At 75.4% G+C, this 24,045-nt stretch carries 1 protein-coding gene (running past one end of the window); it reads right to left on the reverse strand.

Annotated features, from left to right (window positions below; genetic code table 11):
* On the reverse strand, positions 1-24,045 hold the 3' portion of the coding sequence (locus tag CG747_RS17145; protein WP_100602595.1) for a type I polyketide synthase. 4,470 nt of this gene lie beyond the right edge of the window; only the last 24,045 of its 28,515 coding nucleotides appear in the window; its start codon lies beyond the right edge, outside the window; it ends in the stop codon at positions 1-3.

Raw genomic sequence — 24,045 nt, forward strand, 5'->3', positions numbered from 1 at the left:
TCAGCTCTGTCCACGCTCGTGGGAGGAGTTGCCGTCGAACGCCGCCTGCACCAGGTCGGCGACGTCCATGGCGTCGATCGATGCGTCGTAGGCGTCGTCCGCCGTCGTGGCGGCCGCGTCGTCGGAGGCCGCGGCCTGTTCGGCGGCGAGCTTCAGCAGGGGGTCGAGCACGCCGATCTCGCGCAGTCGCTTCATGGGGACGGAGGTGAGGAGGGCCCGGATGCCCGCGGCGTCCGCCTCGTCGTCGCCGGCCGCATCCTGCCCCGGCCCCTCGTCGGGGACGAGCCGGGCCAGGACGTGGTCCGCCAGCTCGCTGGGGTTGGGGTGGTCGAAGACGAGCGTGGCGGCCAGGGTCAGTCCGGTCGCGGCGCCGAGTTGGTTGCGCAGTTCGACGGCGCTGAGGGAGTCGAAGCCGAGGTCGCGGAAGGCCCGGTCGGCCCCCACGGCGTCGGCCGTGGGGTGTCCCAGTACCGCCGCGGCGCGGCTGCGGACCAGGTCCAGTACGGTCCGGGCGCGCTGCGCCGGTGTCTGGCCCGTCAACTGCTCGCGCAGGGCGTCAGCGGTGGCGCCGGCGCCACTGTCCTGCGCCGCCTGGTCCTCGGTGCCGGCCGGCACGCCGAGCAGCGGGCTGGGCCGTACGGCGGTGAAGGAACGGACGAACCGGTCGCGGTCGAGGTCGGCGACGATCTCGGTGGGCCGTCCGTCCATGACGGCCCGGCGCAGCGCCACGACGGCGAGGTCCGGGTCCAGCGCACGGATTCCGGTGCGCTGGGCCAGGTCGGCCGCCCGCTGGTCGGCTGCCATGCCCTCGCCGCCCCACACGCCCCAGGCGACCGAGGTCGCGGCCAGGCCCCGGGCCCGGCGGTGTTCGGCCAGGGCGTCCAGGTAGGCGTTGGCGGCGGCGTAGTTGGCCTGGCCGAGGTTGCCGACCGCTCCGGAGGACGAGGAGAACAGGGCGAAGACCGCCAGGTCCCGGTCCCGGGTGAGGTCGTGCAGGGCCAGGGCCGAGGCGGCCTTGGCGCGGAAGACGGCCTCGTAGCGGTCCGGGGTGAGGCTGTCGAGGACACCGTCGTCCAGGACGCCCGCGGTGTGGATCACCCCGGTCAGCGGCGCGTCGTCGGGGACCGCGGCGAGGACCGCGGCGAGCGCGTCGCGGTCGGCGGCGTCGCAGGCGGCGAGGGTGACCTCGGCGCCCAGTGCGGTCAGTTCGGCCCGCAGGCCGTCCGCGCCGGGGGCGTCGGCGCCCCGGCGGCTGAGCAGCAGCAGGTGCCGGGCGCCCGCCGCGGCGAGCCGGCGGGCGACCTGGGCGCCCAGGGCTCCGGTGCCGCCGGTGATCAGGACGGTGCCGGTGGGCTCCCACTCCGCCGCGCCCTGCCCGGCCGGTACGGGCACCAGTCGGCGGCCGAGGGCGGCGGAGGGCCGGATCGCGATCTGGTCCTCTCCCCCGGGGGCCGTGAGGGTTTCCGCGAAGCGGGCCGCGGTCCGCTCGTCGAGGGTGTCGGGCAGGTCGATCAGTCCGCCCCAGCGCTGCGGGTACTCCAGGGCGGCGACCCGCCCCAGGCCCCACACGGCGGCCTGGGCGAGCCCGGGCACCGGTTCGGCGGGGGCGGCCGCTACCGCGCCGCGGGTGACGCACCACAGGGGTGCGGCGATCTCCGCGTCGCCGAGCGCCTGGAGCAGGGCGGTGGTCAGGGCCAGTCCCGCGGGGGCCGTCGCCGTGTCGGGGCCGGACCCCTCGGCGAGGGCGAGCAGGGAGACCACTCCGGTGAACTCGCCTCCTTCGTCGACCAGTTGGTGCAGTCGCGCGGCCAGCGCCACGCGGTCCGGGCCGGGCACTTCCAGGCGCACGGTGTTCGGGCCCAGGGCGGCGACGGCGTCGGCGGCCCAGGCGTCGTCGGACGAGCCGGCGGGGAGCACGGCGAGCCAGGTGCCGGCCGGGGCGGGGGCGGGCTGTGCGGTGAGCGGCTGCCAGCCGATCTGCTGCCGCCACCCGTCGACGGTGTGCTCCTCGTCCCGCCGGCGGCGCCAGTCCGCGAGCGCGGGCAGCACCTTGGCCAGGGCGTCACCGTCGACGTTGAGGGTCGTCTCCAGCGCGGCGAAGTCGGCCTCGCGCACCGCCGACCAGAAGCCGTCGTCCCCCTCGGCCGGGGCCCCGGGGTCGGCGGCGGACTCGGTGGCCGGCCAGTACCGCTGGTGCTGGAAGGGGTAGGTGGGCAGGTCGGTGCGGCGGGGCGCGGTCGCGGCGGTGCCGAACAGTGCGTCCCAGTCGGGGGCGACTCCCCCGACGTACAGCCGGGTCAGGGCGCTGAGCACGGACTCCTGTTCACCGCGGTCCCGGCGCAGCGCCGGTACGGTGACCGGCTGCGTGGGCAGGGCGTCCAGGGTGTCCTGGGCCATGGCGCAGAGCGTGCCGTCGGGGCCGAGTTCCAGGAAGGCGGTCACGCCGCGTTCGGCCAGGGTCTGCACCCCGTCGGCGAAGCGGACCGCCTCGCGGACGTGCCTGACCCAGTAGTCCGGGTCGCACACCTGCTGGTCGGTGGCGGCCCGGCCGGTCACGTTGGACACGAGCGGGATCGCCGGGGCGTGGTAGGTGAGGGTCGCGGCGACCCGTCGGAAGTCCTGGAGCATGGCATCCATGTGCACGGAGTGAAACGCATGGCTGACCCGCAAACGCGTAGTCTTCCGGCCGTCCGCGGTGAACTTCTCCGCCACCTCCGACACGGCGTCCTCGTCGCCGGAGAGCACCACCGACCGCGGCCCGTTGACCGCGGCGAGGCACACGTCGTCGGCCAGGTGCGACCGGGCCTCCTCCTCGGACGCCTGGACGGCGATCATGGCGCCGCCCGTGGGCAGGGCGTTCATCAGCCGCGCTCGGGCGGCCACCAGCCGGCACGCGTCGTCCAGGGAGAGGACCCCGGCCACGTGCGCCGCCGTGATCTCGCCGATCGAGTGCCCGGCCACGAAGTCCGGGCGGATGCCCCACGACTCGACCAGCCGGAACAGCGCCACCTCGACCGCGAACAGTGCCGGCTGGGTGAAGCCCGTCGCGTTCAGGCCCTCCTCGTCACCGAACATGACGTCCCGCAGGGGGAGGTCCAGTTCCGTGTCCAGGTGTGCCGTCACCGCGTCGAGGGCCTCGGCGAACACCGGGTAGCGGGCGTGGAGTTCACGTCCCATGCCCACCCGCTGCGAGCCCTGGCCGGAGAACAGCACCGCGAGCTTGCCCCGGCGCTCCGCCGCCCGGCCGTGCAGGACCTGGGGGGTGTCGAGGCCGTCGGCGAGCGCGGCCAGACCGGCGAGGAGCTCCTCGCGGTCTTCGGCGAGGACAGCGGCCCGGTGGGCGAAGGCCGACCGGGTGGTGGCCGCGGACAGTGCCACCTCGGCGACGGTGAGGTCCGGACGGGCGGCCACGTGGGCGTGCAGCCGTCGGGCCTGGGCCCGCAGCGCCTCCGGCACGGTGCCCGTCACCGGGACCGGCAGCAGGCCGGCCGGCTCGGGGCGGGCGGGTTCGTCCGCCGTGACCGGTGCGGGCTGCTCGATGATCACGTGGGAGTTGGTGCCGCTGGCACCGAAGGCCGAGATGCCGGCCCGGCGCGGTCGTCCGGTCTGCGGCCACGCGACCGCTCCGGTCAGCAGTTCGACGCCGCCGGCGGTCCAGTCGACGTGCGCCGAGGGCTCGTCGATGTGCAGGGACCTGGGCAGTACGCCGTGCTGCATCGCCAACACCATCTTGATCACGCCGGCGACGCCGGCGGCGGCCTGGGTGTGGCCGATGTTGGACTTCAACGAGCCCAGCAGGAGGGGCAGTTCGGGTGCCCGGCCCTGTCCGTAGGTGGCCAGCAGTGCCTGCGCTTCGATGGGGTCGCCCAGGGTGGTTCCGGTGCCGTGGGCCTCCACCGCGTCCACGTCGGCCGGTGCGAGTGCCGCGGCGGCCAGCGCCCGCTGGATGACCCGGCGCTGCGAGGGCCCGTTGGGCGCGGTGATGCCGTTGCTGGCACCGTCCTGGTTGACGGCGGAGCCGCGCAGCACCGCGAGCACCTGGTGCCCGTTGCGGCGGGCGTCGGACAGCCGTTCCAGGACGAGGACGCCGACGCCCTCGGACCAGCCGGTGCCGCCCGCGGCGGACGCGAAGGGCCGGCAGCGGCCGTCCGCGGCGAGCGCCCCCATCTCGCCGAACTCGACGAAGTTCACCGGGCTGGACATCACCGTCACGCCGCCGGTGACGGCGAGGGCGCACTCCCCCGCCCGCAGTGCCTGGGCGGCCAGGTGGAGCGCCACCAGGGACGACGAGCAGGCCGTGTCGACGCTGACGGAGGGGCCTTCCAGACCGAAGGTGTAGGACACCCGGCCGGAGAGCAGGCTCGCCGACTGGGCGGTCTGCGCGTGGCCGAGCTGGCCGGCCTCGGGCCGGTAGTCGCCCGATCCGCCGCCGACGAACACCCCGGTGTCGCCGCCGCGCAGCCCGACGGGGTCGATGCCGGCGCGCTCCAGCGCCTCCCAGGTCGCTTCCAGCAGGATGCGCTGCTGCGGGTCCATCACCATCGCCTCGCGCGGCGAGATCCCGAAGAACCCGGGGTCGAAGTCGGCGACGTCGTAGAGGAAACCGCCTTCGCGGGTGACGGTCCGGCCGCGGCCGTTCCGGTCGCCGCGCAGCAGTCGGTCCAGGTCCCAGCCGCGGTCCGTGGGGAAGCCCCCGATGGCGTCGACTTCGTCCGTGACCAGCTGCCACAGGTCCTCGGGCGAGCTGACCCCGCCCGGGTAGCGGCAGCTCATGCCGACGATGACGACCGGGTCGTCGGTCGTGGCGGCGGACCCCACCCGCAGGGCCGCGCCGTGCTCCGCCGTTTCCTCGCCGAGGAGTTCGGCCCGCAGGTGGTCGGCGAGCGCCTCGGCCGTGGGGTAGTCGAAGACGAGGGTCGCGGGCAGTGCGAGACCGGTGGCGGTGGCCAGTTGGTTGCGCAGGTCCACTCCGGTCAGCGAGTCGAAGCCGAGGTCCCGGAACGGCTGGCCGGACGGTACGGCGTCGGCGTCCGCGAACCCGAGCACCGCGGCGACCCGGGTGCGGACGAGGGCCAGCAGGACCTCGGTCCGTTCCGCGGCCGGGCGGGCGGCGAGTTCGGCGCGCAGGCCGGTCGCGGTGCCTGCCGGGCCCGCCTCGGCGGCGTCCGGCTGCGCGAGCGCTGCCCGGGCCTCGGGCAGTTCCGCGAAGAGGGCACTGCTCCGGTTGCGGGTGAAGGCGGGCGCGAACCGGTCCCAGCGGACGTCGGCGATCGTCACCGCGTCGGTGTCGGTGTCGAGCGAGTGGGCGAGGGCGGTCAGGGCCTGCGCGGAGTCCATCGGCGGCAGGCCGTTGACCCTCAGGTGGGCCGCCAGGCCGTCGGACGCGAGGCCGGCCCAGCCGCCCCAGGCGACCGTCACGGCCGGCAGCCCGCGCTGACGCAACACCCTTGTCGCGCAGGCGAGTTGGGCGCCCGCCGCGGCCTCGATGACGCGGCCACCGGCGCCCCACGTCGCGGCGATCGTGGAGAAGAGGACGAACGCGTCCAGGGGACGGTCGCCGGCCGCCGCCTCGGCGATCTCCGCGAGCTGCGCCACGTTGGCGCGCAGTGCGGCCAGGGCGGCATGCGGCTGTGCCGCGTCGGACGGCTCGTCGGTGTGCACGACGGCGGTCAACGGTGCCTCGGCCGGCAGCGCGGCGAGCGCGGTCAGCAGTGCCTCCCCGTCGGAGGGGCCGCAGTCGAGGACCGTCACCGGCACGCCCAGATCGTCGAATGCCGGCCGCGCCGGCGCCCCGTCCGGGGCGGTGGGGTCGGCCAGCACCAGGTGCTGGGCGCCCTGCCCGGCGAGCCAGCGGACGCACTGGCCGCCGGTGCCGGCGGCCGGGCCGACGATCAGGACCGTGCCGGTCGGCTGCCACGGTGTCGCGGGGCCGTCGTGCGCGGCGCGCACCAACCGTCGCCCGTAGAGGCCGGAGGCCCGCAGCGCGACCTGGTCCTCGGCGCCGATGCCCGCGAGGACGGTGCGGAACCGTTCGGCCGCGCGCCGGTCGAGCACCGGCGGCACGTCCACCAGACCGCCCCAGCGGTCCGGGTGGTCCACGGCGGCGACCCGGCCGATTCCCCACACCATCGCCTGGGCGGGGCTGACCTCGGTCTCCGTGCGGCCCACCGACACCGCGTCGCGGGTGACGCACCACAGGGGGGCGTCGATCCCGGCGTCCGCCAGGGCCGCCACGGCCTCGGTCGGCCAGGCCGGTCCGGCGGGGAGCGCGTCGGCGTACGGGGCGGCGAGCAGTGAGACCGCTCCCGTGAACCCGTCCTCCTGCGCCGCGAGTTCGGTCAGCCGGCCGGTGAGCGCGGCGCGGTCGGTCGGGTCGGCCTCGACGAGGACGGCCGTCTCGCCGAGGGCGGCGAGGACGGCGGCGGTCCACACGTCGTCGGTGCCGCCCGTCGGGACGAGCGCCAGCCACCGTCCGGTGAGGGTGCCGGGCGCGGTGCCGGCCAGCGGGGTGAAGGTCACCCGGTAGCGCCAACCGTCGACGGTGGAGCGTTCGACGCGCTTGCGGCGCCAGGCGGACAGGGCGGGGACGAGGGTCGCCAGTGCGGCGTCGTCGAGTTCCAGGTCGTCGGCGAGCGCCGGGACGTCCGCGCGCTCCACCGCGTCCCAGAAGTCGGCGTCCGCGGAGTCCTGCGGGCCGTCGTGGTGGGGCTCGGCGGCCGCGACCTCGGGCCAGAACCACTCCTGCTGGAAGGGGTAGGTGGGCAGGTCCACGCGGCGGGCGCCGGTACCGGCGAAGACGCCCGACCAGTCCACCGCGACGCCCACCACGTACAGCTGGGCGAGCGCGGTGAGCAGCGCGGTCTCCTCCGGCCGGTCCTTGCGCAGCGCCGGAACGACGGTCGCGGTCCCGTCCAGGGTGTGCTGGGCCATCGCGGTCAGCACGCCGTCCGGGCCCAACTCCAGGAAGACCGAGGCGCCTTCGGCCTCAAGCGTGCGCACGCCGTCGGCGAAGCGCACCGTCTCCCGCACGTGCCGCACCCAGTAGTCGGGCGAGCACAGCGACTCCGCGGCGGCGACCTGACCCGTCACGTTGGACACGACGGGAATCTGCGGGGCCTCGTACGACAGCTCCTCGGCCACCCGGCGGAAGTCCGCCAACATCGGCTCCATCAACGCCGAGTGGAAGGCGTGGCTCACCGCCAGGCGTTGCGTCTTGCGCCCCTCGCCTGCCAGCTCTGCCGCCAGGGCGAGCACGTCGGCCTCCCGGCCGGCGAGGACGAGCGCCTCGGGGCCGTTGACCGCCGCGATCGACACGCCCTCGACCAACCGCGGACCGACCTCGTCCTCGGACGCCTGGACGGCCACCATCGCGCCGCCCGCGGGCAGCGCCTGCATCAACCGCGCCCGGGCCGCCACCAACGCGCACGCGTCCGCGAGCGAGAACACCCCGGCGACGTGCGCCGCCGCGATCTCACCGATCGAATGCCCGGCGACGAAGTCCGGTCGTACTCCGAGGGACTCCGCCAGCCGGAACAGCGCCACCTCGACGGCGAACAACGCCGGCTGGGTGAAGCCCGTCTCGTCCAGGCCGTCCGCAGCGCCGAACAGCACCTCCCGCAGCTCGTCGTCGAAGTGCGCCAGCACCTCGTCCAACGCCGCCGCGAACACCGGGAACCTGTCGTACAACTCCCGGCCCATGCCGACCCGTTGCGCACCCTGACCGGAGAACAGCACCGCCAGCTTCCCGTCGCTCCCGCGGGAGACGCCGCGGGCGAGTTCCCGCACCGCCGTCCCGTCGGTGGCGAGCACCGCGCGGTGGGCGAAGGCCGAACGGCCGGTGGCCAGGGAGTGGCCGACGTCGAGCGGTGACGCCCCGGTCAGTGCCGAGACCCGCTCGATCTGGGCCGCCAGCGCGGCCGCGGACTTGCCCGACACCGGCCACGGCACCAGGCCCGGCACGGTCACGGGCTCCGGCGCCACCGGCTCCTCGGTGTCCGGTGCCTGTTCGAGGATGACGTGGGCGTTGGTGCCGCTGACACCGAAGGCCGAGACACCGGCCCGCCGGACCTGCCCGGTCGCGGGCCAGTCCTGCTGCTCGGTGACGAGCGCGACCGAACCGTCGGTCCAGTCGACGTGCGAGGACGGGGCGTCGATGTGCAGGGTCTTGGGCAGGACGCCGTGGCGCATCGCCAGGAGCAGCTTGAGGGTGCCGGCGACGCCGGCGGCCGCCTGGGTGTGGCCCAGGTTGGACTTGACGGCTCCGACCAGCAGCGGCCGCGGCCGGTCCGGCCCGTAGGCGGCGATCAGGGCGCCCGCTTCGATGGGGTCGCCGAGGGTGGTGCCGGTGCCGTGCGCCTCGACGACGTCGATGTCGGCGGGGGCGAGGCGGGCGTCGGCGAGGGCCTGGCGGATGGCGCGCTGCTGGGCCCGCCCGTTGGGCGCGGTCAGCCCGTTGGAGGCACCGTCCTGGTTGACGGCGGTGCCGCGCACGATGCCCCACACCTCGTGGCCGTTGCGGCGGGCTTCGGAGAGGCGTTCCAGGACGAGCACGCCCACGCCCTCGGACCAACTCGTGCCGTCGGCCGCTTCGGCGAAGGGCTTGCACCGCCCGTCGGGGGCCAGACCGCCCTGGATCGTGAACTCGGTGAAGGCACCGGGACTGGACATCACCGAGACGCCACCGGCCAGGGCGAGGGTGCACTCGCCGTTGCGCAGCGCGTTGGCGGCCATGTGCAGGGCGACCAGCGCGGAGGAGCAGGCGGTGTCGACGGTGACGGCCGGGCCCTCCAGCCCGAAGGTGTAGGACAGCCGCCCGGACAGGACGCTGGCGGTGTTGCCGGTCGCGACGTGGCCGCGGAGGTCGGCGGTGCCGGTGCCCTGACGCAGCAGCTCGGTGTAGTCCTGGCCGTTGGTGCCCACGAACACGCCGGTGCGGCTGCCACGCAGGGTGGTGGCGTCGATGCCGGCGCGCTCGAACGCCTCCCACGAGGTCTCCAGCAGCAGCCGCTGCTGCGGGTCCATGGCCAGTGCCTCGCGCGGCGAGATCCCGAAGAAGGCCGCGTCGAAGAGGCCCACGCCGTCCAGGAACCCGCCTTCGAGGGTGGCGGAGGCACCGTGGGCGAGCGCGTCGAGGTCCCAGCCGCGGTCCGCGGGGAAGCCGCCGATGGCGTCCTCGCCGCGGCTCAGCAGCTGCCAGAGGTCCTCGGGCGACCGGATGCCGCCGGGGAAGCGGCAGTTCATGCCGACGACGGCGATGGGGTCGTCGTCGGCCGCGCGGCCGGCGGGGGCCGGGCCGGCCACGTCCACCGCGGGGAGGGTGCCGAGGAGTTCGCCGAGCAGGAAGTCGGCGAGTGCGGTCGGGGTCGGGTAGTCGTAGACGAGGGTCGCGGGCAGTTTCAGGCCGGTGGTGGCCGTGAGGGTGTTGCGCAGTTCGACGGTGGTCAGCGAGTCGAAGCCCAGGTCGCTGAAGGCGCGGTCGGCGCCGATGTCCGAGGTGCCGGCGTGTCCGAGGACCGCGGCCACCCGGGTGCGCACCAGGTCCAGGACGAAGCCGGGGCGCGCGGTCGGCGAGAGTCCGGCGAGCCGCTGGCGCAGGGCCGGCTCCGGCAGGGCGGCGTGCTCGGTCCCGGTGGGCGTGGTGGCCCGGCGCAGTGCGGGCAGGTCGCCGACGAGGGGACTGGGGCGCAGGGCGGTGAACACCTCCGCGTAGCGCGGCCAGTCGATGTCCGCGAGGGTCAGCGTCGGGGCGCCGTGCTCGATCGCCCGCCGCAGGGCGGTGAGGGCGAGCCGGGGCGGCAGGGGGTTGTAGCCGCCGCGGCGGATGCGTTCCTGGACGCTGGTGCCGTCGGCCGCCATCCCGGTCTCCGCCCAGGGGCCCCAGGCCAGCGAGGTCGCGGGCAGGCCGTGGGCGCGGCGCCGTTCGGCGAAGGCGTCGAGGAAGGCGTTGGCCGCCGCGTAGTTGCCCTGGCCGGGTGCGCCGAGGGTGCCGGCCACGGAGGAGAAGAGCACGAACGCGCTCAACTCCTTCTCGCGGGTGGCCTCGTGGAGGTTGACCGTGGCGGTGACCTTGGCGCGCAGGACGGCGCTGAACTGCTCGGGGGTGAGGGTGTCCAGGGTGCCGTCGTCGACGGTGCCCGCGGTGTGGAACACCGCGGTGAGCGGCTGTTCGTCGGGGACGGTGGCCAGGAGCGCGGTGAGCGCGTCGCGGTCTGCGGTGTCGCACGCCGCGAGGGTGACCCGGGCGCCCGACTCCTCGATCTCCGCGGCCAGGTCGGCGGCGCCGGGCGCGTCGGCGCCGCGACGGCTGACGAGCAGCAGGTGCGGGGCGCCCGCCGCGGCCAGCCACCGGGCGACGTGTCCGCCGAGGGCGCCGGTGCCACCGGTGACCAGCACGGTGCCGGTGGGGCGGAAGGTGCCGGTCTCGGGGGCCGGTTCGGCGCGGTGGTGGGACAGGCGGCGGGCGAAGGCCGCGGTGGCGCGCAGGGCGAGTTGGTCCTCGCCGCCGCTGTCGGTGAGGACGGCGGTCAGGCGACCGAGGGTGGTGCCGTCGAGCGCGTCGGGCAGGTCGACGAGACCGCCCCAGCGCTGCGGCTGCTCCAGTGCGGCCACGCGGCCCAGGCCCCAGACGGCGGCCTGTGCCGGCCGGGCCGGGTGCTCGGCCCGGTCCACGGCGACGGCGGTGCGGGTCACGCACCACAGGGGCGCCTCGATGCCCGCGTCGCCGAGGGACTGGACGGCGGTCGCCGTCAGCAGCAGGCCGGTGGTCGTGGTGTCGGCGGGGTCCTCGGCGCCGTCGCCGGCCGTGGCCAGCAGGGACAGGACACCGTCGAACGTGCCGTGTTCCGCGACGAGTTCGGTCAGCAGCCCGGTCAGCTCGCGGCGGTCCGGGGCGGTGACGGTGAGGCGTACCGCGGCGGCGCCCAGGGCACCGGCGACCGCCTCGCACCACGCCGGATCGCCGTCGGCCGGTACGAGCACCAGCCAGGTCCCGGCGGGGCGGGCGGTGACCGTCGGGGCGGTCAGGCGCTTCCAGGTGGTGCGGTAGCGCCAGCCGTCGATGGTGGAGCGCTCCCGGCTGCGCCGCCGCCAGGCGGAGAGGGCGGGCACGACGGTCGTGAGGGTGTCGTCGTCCAGGTCCAGTGCGGATCCCAGGGACGCGAGGTCCGCGCGCTCCACCGCCGACCAGAAGTCCGCGTCCGCGGCGTCGGCGGGGTGGGCCGGTGCGGCGGCTTCGGCGCTCGGCTCGGGCCAGAAGCGCTGGCGCTGGAACGGGTAGGTCGGCAGGTCGATGCGGCGGGCCGCCCGGCCCGCGAACACCGCGTCCCAGTCGACCCGGACCCCGTGGAGGTGCAGTTGGGCCAGTGCCGTGGTCAGGGCCGGGGCCTCGGGCCGGTCCCGGCGCAGGGCCGGGACGGCGGTGGCGCGGGTCTCCTCGTCGGTGCCCTCGCGGACCGCGCCGCTGAGCACCGCGTCCGGGCCGAGCTCGAAGAAGGTCGTCACGCCGTGCTCGGTGAGCTGCCGCACGGCGTCGGCGAAGCGGACGGTGCCGCGGACCTGCCCGGTCCAGTACTCCGGTGCGGCGAGTTCGTCGTGGGTGAGCAGGGTGCCGGTGACGGTGGACACCAGCGGCACGGTGGGTGCCTGGCAGGTGACGTCGCGGACGACGCGGGCGAAGTCCGCCAGCATCGGGTCCATGTGCGGCGAGTGGAAGGCGTGGCTGACGCGCAGTCGCTTGGTGCGGCGGCCGCGCTCCTCGAAGTGCGCCGCGACGGCGTGCACCGCGTCCTCGTCGCCCGAGACGACCAGGGAGGTCGGGGTGTTGACGGCGGCGATCGCGGCCCGGCCCTCGTACGGGGCGAGCGCGGCGGTCACCTCGTCCTCGGTGGCTTCGACGGAGGTCATGGCGCCGCCGGCGGGCAGTGCGGCCATCAGCCGGCCGCGGGCCGCCACCAGGGTGCAGGCGTCCTCCAGGGAGAGGACTCCCGCGGCGTGCGCGGCGGCGAACTCGCCGATGGAGTGGCCCGCGACGTAGTCGGGGCGCAGGCCCCAGGACTCGGCGAGGCGGAACAGGGCCACTTCGAGGGCGAAGAGGGCGGGCTGGGTGTAGTGGGTCTCGTCCAGCAGCGCGGCCTCGGGGGTGTGCGGGGCGGCGAAGAGGATCTCCCGCAGCGGACGGTCGAGTTCCAGGTCGAAGCGGGCCAGTACGGCGTCCAGTGCCTCGGCGTAGACCGGGTGCCGGTCGTAGAGCTCGCGGCCCATTCCGGGGCGCTGGCTGCCCTGGCCGGTGAAGAGGAAGGCCAATCGGCCGTGGTCCGGGCGGCCGGTGAGCAGCCCGGCGTCGGCGGTCGCGTCGCGCAGTGCGGTCAGGGCCCGGGTGAGGGCGTCGTGGTCGTCGATGACGACGGCCGCACGGTGCTCCAGGGCGGACCGGGAGGTGGCGAGGGAGTGTGCGAGGTCGGTCAGCGGCAGGTCGGGGTGGTCGGCGAGGTGGGACAGCAGCCGGCCTGCCTGGGCGCGCAGTGCCGCTTCGGTGTGCCCGGACAGCAGCACCGGCACGGGGGCGGCATCGACCGCGCCGGTGGGCGGGGTGGCGGTGGTGTCCTCGGACGGGTCCTCGGGGGCCTGTTCGAGGATGGTGTGGACGTTGGTGCCGCTGAGGCCGAAGGAGGAGACGCCCGCGCGGCGCGGGTGTCCGGTGCTCGGCCAGGGCAGCGGCTCGGTGAGCAGTCGGAGGGCGCCGGAGCTCCAGTCGACGTGCGAGGAGGGCCGGTCGACGTGCAGGGTGCGCGGCACGGTGCCGTGGCGCAGGGCCATCACCATCTTGATGACGCTGGCGACGCCGGACGCCATCTGGGTGTGGCCGATGTTGGACTTCACCGAGCCCAGCAGCAGCGGGTGTTCGGGGTCGCGGCCCTGGCCGTAGGTGGCGAGCAGGGCCTGCGCCTCGATGGGGTCGCCGAGGGCGGTGCCGGTGCCGTGTCCGTCGATGACGTCGATGCCGCCGGCGTCCACCTTGGCGTTGGCCAGTGCCTGCCCGATGACGCGCTGCTGGGACGGGCCGTTGGGCGCGGTCAGGCCGTTGGAGGCGCCGTCCTGGTTGACGGCGGAGCCGCGGACGACGGCGAGGACCCGGTGCCCGTTGCGGCGGGCGTCGGAGAGGCGTTCGACGAGGACCAGGCCGACGCCCTCGGCCAGGCTCATGCCGTCGGCCTGGTCGGAGTAGGCCTTGCAGCGGCCGTCGGCGGCCATCGCGCGCTGGCGGCTGAAGCCGACGAACGCGGCGGGCGTGGACATGATGCTGACGCCGCCCGCGAGGGCCAGGGAGCTCTCGCCGTTGCGCAGGGACTGGCAGGCCAGGTGCAGCGCGACCAGGGAGGAGGAGCAGGCGGTGTCGAGGGAGACGGCCGGGCCCTCGAAGCCGTAGGTGTAGGAGAGCCGGCCGGACAGGACGCTGGAGATGGTGCCGGTGATCAGGTGGCCCTCGGCGCTCTCCGGGCTCGCGCCGGAGGCTCCGTAGTCCTGGTAGCTGGCGCCGATGAAGGTGCCGGTGCTGCTGCCGCGCAGGGTGGCGGGGTCGAGACCGGCGTGCTCCATCGCCTCCCAGGACGTCTCCAGCAGCAGGCGCTGCTGGGGGTCCATGGCGAGGGCCTCACGGGGCGAGATGCCGAAGAAGGAGGCGTCGAACTCGGTGGCGTCGTGCAGGAAGCCGCCGCGGGTCGAGTAGGTGTGGCCGGCCCGGTCGGGGTCGGGGTCGTAGAGGCCCTCGGCGTCCCAACCGCGGTCGGTGGGGAACTCGCCGGTGGCGTCGCCACCCTCGACGACCAGGCGCCACAGGTCCTCCGGCGAGCCGACGCCGCCGGGGTAGCGGCAGCTCATGCCGATGATGGCGATGGGCTCGTCGTCGGCGGCCGCGGTGTACGTGGTGGGGGCGCCGGAGTCGGCCGCGGCCCCGGTGAGGGAGTCGCGCAGGAAGGTGACGAGGGCGCGCGGGTTGGGGTGGTCGAAGACCATGGTGCTGGGCAGCGCGAGCCCGGTGACGGTGGCGATCCGGTTGCGCAGGTCGACGGCGGTCAGCGAGTCGAACCCGACGTCGCGGAAGGCGCGTTGTTCGGAGAGCACGTCGGGCGAGGCGTGGCCCAGTGCGGTGGCGGCCTCGCCGCGGACCAGGTCCAGCAGGAGCCGTTCCTGCTCGACGGGGGCCAGCCCGCGCAGCCGGTCGGCGAACTCGCTGCCGGATTCCGCGGGCCCGCCGGTCTGTTCGGCGAGCCGCTGGATCTCGGGCAGGTCGTCGAAGAGCCGGGTGGGACGCGCGGAGGTGAAGACGGGGTAGTAGCGCTCCCAGTCCACGTCGGCGACGGCCAGGTGCGTCTCGTCGCCGTCGAGGGCCTGGCGCAGGCCGGTGAGGGCCAGTTCTGGGTCCATGAAGACCAGTCCGCTGCGGCGGATCTGACCGGGGTCGACCCGGCCGAGCTTGAGGTCGTCGGACCAGATGCCCCAGGAGACGGCGGTGGCCCGGGCGCCGCGGGCGCGGCGGTGCTCGGCCAGGGCGTTGAGGTGGGCGTTGCCGGCCACGTAGGCGGCGTGGGCGCCGCTGCCCCACATGCCGGCGGTGGACGAGTACAGGACGAAGGCGTCCAGGTCGTCGCCGACCAGCTCGTCCAGGTGTCGGGCGCCGTTGACCTTGGCGTCCATGACCTTCGCGAAGTCGTCGAGGGTCGTCTCCTCCAGCGTCGCCAGTTCGATGGTGACGGCGGTGTGCACGACGGTGCGCACGGTGCGGCCGTCGGCGACGAGCGCGTGAAGCATCCCGGCGACCGCGTCGCGGTCGGTCAGGTCGCAGGCGACGACGCTGGCCTCGCAGCCCAACTCGGCCAGCTCCCGGACGATGTCGTCGGAGCCGGGGGCCGCCGGGCCGCGGCGGCTGGTGAGCACGACGTGCTCGGCGCCCTGCCGGGCGAGCCAGCGGGCCAGGTGCGGGGCGAGGGTGCCGGTGCCGCCGGTGACCAGGGTGGTGCCCCGCGGCGTCCAGGGCCGGTCCGGCGCCGGGTCGGCGGGGGTGGCGCGCACGACGCGGCGGGCCAGGACGCCCGAGGCGCGGACGGCGAGTTGGTCCTCGCCCGTGCGACCGGAGAGGACGGCGGCCAGGCGCTCGGCGGCCCGCCGGTCCAGTGCGTCGGGCAGGTCGACCAGACCGCCCCAGCGCTGCGGGTGTTCCAGGGCGGCGGTCCAGCCGAGGCCGTGGATCTGGGCCTGGTCGGGCCGGGTGAGCCGATCCGCGCGGCCGGTGGAGACCGCGCCCCGGGTCAGGCACCACAGCGGTGCGTCGAGGCCGGCGTCGCCGAGCGCCTGGACGAGCGTGACGGACAGGGCCGTCGCGCGGCTGAGCGCCGGGTGCTGCGGGCTCGGGCCCTCGGCGGCGGCCAGCAGGGACACCACGCCCGTGAGGTCCGCGGCGCCGTCGAGGTCGGCCAGGCGCGTGGTCAGCGTCGCGCGGTCCAGGCAGACGTCGTCCAGGACGAGGGTGCGGGCCTCGGCGCCGTGCGCGGTGAGGACGGCGGTGACGTCGTCGCCGTCGGTGTCGTCGGTGGTGACGACGAGCCAGGTGCCGGTCAGGGCCGCCGTGGGGAGGGCGGTCAGCGGCTGCCACGTGGCGCGGTAGCGCCAGGAGTCGACGGCCGCCAGGTCACGCCGGCGCCGGCGCCAGTCGGACAGGGCCGGCAGGACGGGTTCCAGGGCGGCGCGGTCCAGATGCAGGCGGGAGGCGAGGGAGTCGACGTCCGCCTCCTCCACCGCGGTCCAGAACTCCGCGTCGGCGGGGTCCGCTTCGGCCTGGTTCTGGGTCCGGTCGGGGATGGCCCACATCTGCTCGCGCTGGAAGGCGTAGGTGGGCAGCGGTACCCGGCGGGCGCCGGTGTCGGCGAAGACCGCGGACCAGTCGGCGTCCGCGCCCCGGACGAAGGCTTCGGCCAGGGACGTCAGGAAGCGGTCGGTGCCGCCGGTGTCGCGCCGCAGGGTGCCGAGGACCGCGGTCGTGCCGCCGGTCTCCTCGGCGATCGCCTGGACGCCCATGACGAGCACGGGGTGCGAGCTGACCTCGATGAAGAAGCCGTGGCCCTGGCCGAGGAGTTCGCGGACGGCGGACTGGAAGCGGACGGTCTGGCGCAGGTTGGTGTACCAGTAGTCGGCGTCCATGGTGGTGGTGTCCAGCCAGTCACCGGTGACGGTGGAGAAGAACGGCACCTCGGCCGGGCGCGGGCGGACCGGCGCCAGGACGCTGTGCAGTTCCTCCCGCACCCGCTCGACCTGCGCGGAGTGCGAGGCGTAGTCCACGGCGATGCGCTTGGCGCGGACGTCCTCGGCGACCAGTGCGGCCTGGAGGGCGTCCAGCGGCGCGGTGGCCCCCGAGACGACGGTGGAGCGGGGGCCGTTGACCGCGGCGATCGACAGGTCCTCGTAGGCGGCCAGGCGCGCTTCGACGTCGGTGGCGGGCAGCGGGACGGACAGCATGCCGCCGGTGCCGGCCAGTCCGCGGGCGATGGCCTGGCTGCGCAGGGCGACGACGCGGGCCGCGTCCTCCAGGGAGAGCGCCCCGGCGACGGCCGCCGCGGCGATCTCGCCCTGCGAGTGGCCGACCACGGCGTCCGGCTCGATGCCGTAGGAGCGCCACAGTGCGGCCAGCGACACCATCACGGCGAAGGAGGCCGGCTGGACGACGTCGACGCGGTCCAGCGTCGGTGCGCCGTCGGCCTGGCGCAGCACGTCGAGCAGGGACCAGTCGACGAACTCCGAGAGGGCGGTGGCGCATTCGGTCAGGCGCTCGGCGAAGACCGGGGACTCGTCGAGCAGCCGCGCTCCCATGCCGACCCACTGGGAGCCCTGGCCGGGGAAGACGAAGACGGTCTTGCCTTCGGTGTCGGCCGTGCCCTGGACGACGCCGGGCGCGGAGCCGCCGGTGGCGAGGGCGTCGAGGGCCGCGCGCCGGGTCCGGTCGTCGGTGCCGACGACGACCGCGCGGTGGTCGAAGAGGGTGCGCGCGCTCACCAGGGAGTGGCCGACGTCGAGGGCGTCGGGCGTCGGTTCGGCGTCGAGGTGGGCGGCGAGGTGGGTTGCCTGGGCGCGCAGCGCGCCCGGGGTGCGGGCGGACAGCATCCAGGGGATGGCGTCGCCGGCCGGGGGCACCGACGGTGCCGGGGCTGCGTCCTGCGGGCGCGGGGCCTCTTCGAGGATGGTGTGGGCGTTGGTGCCGCTGATGCCGAAGGAGGAGACGGCGCAGCGGCGCGGGCGTTCGCCCTCGGGCCAGTCGTGGGGTTCGTGCAGCAGCGCGACGGTGCCCGGGGTCCAGTCGATGTGGCTGGAGGGGGTGTCGGCGTGCAGGGTGCGCGGCAGCGCGCCCCGGCGCAGGGCCAGGACCATCTTGATGACGCCGGCGACGCCGGCCGCCGACTGGGTGTGGCCGATGTTGGACTTCACCGAGCCCAGCAGCAGCGGGTGTTCGGCGTCGCGGCCCTGGCCGTAGGTGGCGAACAGGGCCTGCGCCTCGATGGGGTCGCCGAGGGCGGTGCCGGTGCCGTGTGCCTCGACGGCGTCGATGTCCTTCGCGGCCAGTCCCGCGTTGGCCAGGGCCTGGCGGATGACGCGCTGCTGGGAGGGGCCGTTGGGGGCGGAGAGGCCGTTGGAGGCGCCGTCCTGGTTGATGGCCGAGCCGCGGACGACGGCGAGGATCTCGTGGCCGTTGCGCTGGGCGTCGGAGAGGCGCTCCAGGACGAGGACGCCGACGCCTTCGGCGAGGGTCATGCCGTCGGCACCGTCGGAGAACGCCTTGCAGCGGCCGTCGCCGGCCAGGGCCCGCTGCCGGCTGAAGGCGACGAACGGGTTGGGGTTGGTCATGACGGTCGCGCCGCCGGCCAGGGCCAGGGAGCTCTCGCCGTTGCGCAGGGACTGGCAGGCCAGGTGCAGGGCGACCAGGGAGGAGGAGCAGGCGGTGTCGACGGTGACCGCCGGTCCTTCGAGGCCGAAGAGGTAGGCCAGGCGGCCGGAGAGCACGCTCGGGCTGGTGCCGGTCACCAGGTGGCCGGCGGAGCCGTCCTCGACGCCGAGTCCGTACTCCTGGTAGGTGGAGCCGATGAAGGTGCCGGTGGCGCTGCCGTGGACGGTGGTGGGGTCGATGCCGGCGTACTCGAACGCCTCCCAGGTGGTCTCCAGCAGCAGCCGCTGCTGGGGGTCCATCGACAGTGCTTCGCGCGGCGAGATGCCGAAGAAGGAGGCGTCGAACTCGCCCGCGTCGTGGAGGAAGCCGCCCTGGGCGGAGTAGGTCGTGCCCGGGTTGTCCGGGTCGGGGTGGTAGAGGCCGGTGTCCCAACCGCGGTTGATGGGGAAGTCGGTGATGGCGTCGACGCCGTCACTGACCAGGTCCCACAGGTGCCGCGGGGAACGGACGCCGCCCGGGAAGCGGCAGCTCATGCCGACGATGGCGATGGGCTCGTCGAAGCGGCCCGCGGACGTCGCGGCCACGGCCGTCGGAGCGGCCGGGTCGCCGGCGGTGCCCAGCAGTTCCTCGCGCAGGTGGCGGACGAGGGCGGCGGGGGTCGGGTAGTCGAAGACCAGGGTGGCGGGCAGGGCCAGGCCAGTGAGGGCGGCCAGTCGCTTGCGCAGTTCCACAGCGGTCAGCGAGTCGAAGCCGGCGTCGCGGAAGGCCCGCCGCTCCGCGATGGCGTCCGCGGAGTCGTGGCCGAGGGCCACGGCCGCCTCGGCGCGCACCAGGTCGATCAGCAGCCGCGTCTGCTCGTCCTCGTCGAGACCCCGCAGGCGTGCGGCGAATTCCGGCGCGGCGTTGCCGTCCTCGGTGCGGTCGAGTGCCTGGACCTCGGCGATTTCGTCGAAGAGGGCACTCGCGCGGGCGGCGGTGAAGACCGGGTGGTAGCGCTCCCAGTCGATGTCGGCGACGGTGACCGTGACGTCCTCGTGGAGGACGGCGCGGCGCAGTTCGGTGAGGGCGTTCGCGGGCGCGAGGAAGCGCAGTCCGCGCTTGTGCAGTTCGTCGGTGACGGCCTCGTGGGTGGCCATTCCGGCCTCGGCCCAGGGGCCCCAGGCAACGGAGGTGGCGGGCAGGCCGCGGGCCGTGCGGTGCTCGGCCAGGGCGTCGAGGTAGGCGTTGGCGGCGGCGTAGGAGCTCTGTCCGGCGCTGCCCCACACGCCCGCGATCGAGGAGACCAGGACGAAGAGGTCCAGGTCGTGGCCGTCCAGGAGGCTGTCGAGGTGGGCCGCGCCGAGCATCTTGGCGGCCATCGCGTCCGCGGCGTCGGCCAGCGGGGTGTCGGTGAGGGCGGCGTTCTGGCCGACGCCGGCGGCGTGCACGACGCCGGACAGCGGGTGCTCGGTGGGGACGGCGGCCAGCAGGGCGGCCAGTGCGTCGCGGTCGGCGGTGTCGCAGGCCGCGATCGTGACCCGAGCCCCCAAGTCCTCTATTTCCGCCGCGAGTTCGGCCGCGCCGGGGGCGTCGGGGCCGCGGCGGCTGGTGAGGAGGAGGTGGTCGGCGCCGCTGCGGGCGAGCCAGCGGGCCACCTCGGCGCCGAGCGCACCGGTGCCGCCGGTGACGAGCACCGTGCCGCGCGGCGCGGTGAAGGCGTCGGCGGGCGGCAGTTCGGCCTGCGGGTGGCGCACCAGGCGACGGCCGAGCGCACCGGTGGCCCGGATGGCGAGCTGGTCCTCGCCGCCACGGGTGGCCAACGCGCTGACCAGGTGCTGGGTGGCGGGGGCGTCGAGCGTGGCCGGCAGGTCGATCAGGCCGCGCCACAGCTGCGGGTGCTCCAGGGCGGCGACCCGCCCCAGTCCCCAGACGGCTGCCTGGAGGGGGTTGCCGAGCGGGTCGGCCGGGTCGGTGGCGACCGCGCCGCGGGTCAGGGTCCACAGGGGGGCGGCGAGGTCGACGTCGACCAGCGCCTGGGCCAGGACGAGGCTCAGCGCGAGCCCGGTGGGCAGGTCCGCGCTGACCTCGGTGCCGGGGCGGTCGGCGAGCGGGAGCAGGGACAGGATGCCGGCGAAGGCGCGGTCCTCCCGGGCCCGTACGGCGTCGAGCCGGGCGGCGAGTTCGGCCCGGTCGCGGCAGGCGTCGTCCAGGGTGAGGGTCTCGAACTGGGCGCCGTGGCCGCGCAGTGCGTCCAGAATCTCGTCGCCGTCGATGCCGTCGGCGGTGACGAACAGCCAGGTGCCGTCGAGTACGGGCGCGGCGGCGGCCGTCACGGGACGCCAGGCGACCTGGTAGCGGGTGGAGTCCAGCAGCGCCTTCTCCTGCCGCAGTTGGCGCCAGGAGGACAGTGCGGGCAGCAGCGCGTAGAGGGAGGCGTGCTGTTCGTCGCGCAGCCCGAGGAGGGTGGCCAGTTCGGTCGCGTCGCCGCGTTCGACGGCGCCCCACAGTGCGGCGTCCGCCGGGTCGACGGCGGCCTGGGCGGAGCGGGCCGGGGCCGGTTCGGGCCAGTAGCGCTCGTGTTGGAAGGCGTAGGTGGGCAGCTCGACGGTGCGGGCGCCGGTGCCGGCGAGGTAGCCGGGCCAGTCGACGGCCGTGCCGCGCACGTGCAGGCGGGCCAGTGCGGTGGCCGCGCAGCGCTCCTCGCCGCGTCCGGCGCGCAGTAGCGGGACGATGTGCGCGTCCGCCGCGTCGCCGAGGACTTCCTGGGCGGCGGCCGACAGCACGCTGTCGGGGCCGACTTCGAGGAAGGTGCCGGCGCCGGAGTCGTACGCGGCGCGCACGGTGTCGGCGAAGCGGACGGTGCCGCGGGCGTGCGCGACCCAGTAGTCGGCGGAGCGCAGCTCGTCCTCGGTGGCGGGCCGTCCGGTCAGGCCGGAGATGACGGTCACGTCCGGCGCGTGGTAGGTCAGCTCGGCGGCGACCTCGCGCAGCCCGTCGAGCGCGGGCTCCATGAGCGGCGAGTGGAAGGCGTGGCTGACCGTCAGGCGCTTGGTCTTGCGGCCCTGGGCGGCGAAGTGGGCGGCGATCTCCTCGGCGGCGGCCAGGTCTCCGGCGACCACGACGCTGTGGGGGCCGTTGACGGCGGCGAGGGAGACCTCGTGCTCGCGCCCGGCGAGCAGCGGCGCGACCTCGTCCTCGCCGGCTTGGAGGGAGATCATCGCGCCGCCGGCGGGCAGCGCCTGCATCAGCCGTCCCCGTGCGGCCACCAGGCGGGCCGCGTCGGGCAGCGAGAGGACGCCCGCGAGGTGCGCGGCGGTGATCTCGCCGATGGAGTGGCCCAGCAGCACGTCGGGGCGGATGCCCCAGGTGTCCAGCAGCCGGTGGAGCGCGACCCCGACGGCGAACAGCGCCGGCTGGGTCCACTCGGTGTGGTCCAGCAGCGCGGCCTCGGGACTGCCCTCCGGGGCGAACAGGATCTCCTTGAGGGGACGGTCCAGGTGCGGGTCGAGGGCGGCGGCGACCTCGTCGACGGCCTGGGCGAACGCGGGGAAGCGGGCGGCGAGTTCACGACCGGCGCCGGGGCGCTGGCTGCCCTGCCCGGAGAACATCACGGCCAGCTTGCCGGCGCCGCCGATCTCGCCCTCGGTCAGGGCGGAGGCGGGCCGGTCGGCGGCCAGGTCGGCCAGCGCGCGCAGCAGTTCGTCGCGGTCGCCGACGACGACGGCGCGCTGGTCGAAGGCCGTGCGGGTGGTGGCGAGGGAGAGCGCGACGTCGGCCGGGTCGAGGGCGGGGCGCTCGTCGAGGAAGGACCGCAGGCGGGCGGCCTGGTCGCGGAGCGCGGCCCGGCTCTGGCCCGACAGCGTCCAGGGCACGACGGCCGGGCTGAGCGCGGGCTGTTCGCGCTGGTCGGGGGCGGCCGACGGCTCCTCGACGATGAGGTGGGCGTTGGTCCCGCTGAAGCCGAAGGAGGAGACGGCGGCGCGGCGCGGCCGGCCGGCCTGCGGCCAGGGCGTCTCCTCGGTGAGCAGGCGCACCGCTCCGGAGTCCCACTCCACGTGCGAGGACGGCTCGTCGGCGTGGAGGGTGCGGGGCAGCACGCCGTGGCGCATGGCCATGACCATCTTGATGACACCGGCGACGCCGGCGGCGGCCTGGGTGTGGCCGATGTTGGACTTCACGGAGCCCAGCAGCAGCGGGTTCTGCGAGTCGCGGTCCTGGCCGTATGTGGCGAGCAGGGCCTGCGCCTCGATGGGGTCGCCGAGGGTGGTGCCGGTGCCGTGGCCCTCGACCGTGTCGATGTCCGTGGCGGACAGGCCGGCGGCGGACAGCGCCTGCCGGATCACCCGCTGCTGGGAGGGGCCGTTGGGGGCGGTCAGGCCGTTGGAGGCGCCGTCCTGGTTGACGGCGGAGCCGCGGACGACGGCCAGCACCTGGTGCCCGTTGCGGCGGGCGTCGGAGAGGCGTTCCAGGACGAGGACGCCCACGCCCTCGGACCAGCCGACGCCGTCGGCGCCGTCGCCGAACGCCTTGCAGCGCCCGTCCGGGGACAGGCCGCGCTGCCGGGAGAACTCGATGAGGGCGCCCGGCGTCGACATGACCGTGACGCCGCCGGCCAGGGCGAGCGAGCACTCCCCCGCGCGCAGGGCCTGCATCGCCCAGTGCATGGCGACCAGCGAGGACGAGCAGGCGGTGTCGACGGTGACGGCGGGGCCTTCGAGCCCGAGGGTGTAGGAGATGCGCCCGGAGGCGACGCTCGGGGCGGTGCCGCTGCCCTGGTGGCCTTCGAACTGCCCGCCGGAGAGGACCGTGGCGTAGTCGTTGTACATCACGCCGGCGAACACACCGGTCCGGCTGCCGCGCAGGGACGCCGGGTCGATGCCCGTGCGCTCGATGGCCTCCCAGGACGCTTCGAGCAGCAGCCGCTGCTGGGAGTCGGTGGCCAGGGCCTCGCGGGGGCTCATCCCGAAGAACGCGGGGTCGAAGTCGGCGGCGTTGTGCAGGAATCCGCCGAAGCGGGAGTAGGAGGTGCCGGTGCGGTCCGGGTCCGGGTCGTAGAGCCCGTCCAGGTCCCAACCGCGGTCGGTGGGCAGGCCCGAGATGGCGTCGGTGCCCTCGCTGACCAGCCGCCACAGGTCCTCGGGCGAGGCGACGCCGCCCGGGTAGCGGCAGCTCATGCCGACGATGACGATGGGGTCCTCGTCCGAGGCGGCGCGGGGCGCGCTGGTCGCGGTGGCGGCTTCGGAGCCCATGAGTTCGGCGAGGACGTGCGCGGCGAGGGCGTCGACGGTCGGGTAGTCGAAGATGACCGTCGCGGCGGTGCGCAGGCCGGTGGCGGCGCTGAGCCGGTTGCGCAGTTCGACTGCGGTCAACGAGTCGAAGCCCAGGTCCCGCAGGGGTCGCCGGGCGTCGATGTCGGCGGTGCCGGAATGGCCGAGTACGCCCGCCACCTGCCCGGCGACGAGGTCGAGCACGACCTCGCGGCGGTCGGTCTCCGCCAGCCGGGACAGCTTCTGGACGAGGGTGACGGCCGCTTCCGAGCCCGAGACGACCGAGCGGCGGGCCGGGGTGCGGATCAGGCCGCGCCACAGCGGCGGAACTGCGCCCTGGGCACCTTGGAGGCGCAGGACGGACAGGTCGAGCCTGGTCGGCACGAGGACGGCGGTGTCCATGGCGGTGGCGGCGTCGAAGAGGGCGGTGCCCTCTTCCGCGGTGAGCGCGGGGGTGCCCATCCGGGCCAGCCGGGCGAGGTCCTCGTCGGTGAGGCCGCCGGTCATGCCGGCGGTGGGCTCCCACGGGCCCCAGGCCAGGGAGAGGCCCGGCAGGCCCTGGGCGCGGCGCAGCTGGGCGAGCGCGTCGAGGAAGGCGTTCGCGGCGGCGTAGTTGCCCTGGCCCGCGGTGCCCACGGTGCCGGAGAGGGAGGAGAAGACGACGAAGGCGGCCAGGTCCAGGTCCCGGGTGGCCTCGTGGAGGTGCCAGACGGCGTCGGCCTTGGGGCGCAGGACCGCGCTGATCTGCTCGGGGGTGAGCGACTCCAGCACGCCGTCGTCGAGGGTGCCGGCGCTGTGCACGACGGCGGTGACGGGGTGCTCGGCGGGCACACCGGCCAGCAGGCGGTCCACGGCGGCGCGGTCGGCCAGGTC

The sequence above is a fragment of the Streptomyces sp. CB02959 genome (genome assembly GCF_002803155.1).
GTDB lineage: Bacteria > Actinomycetota > Actinomycetes > Streptomycetales > Streptomycetaceae > Streptomyces.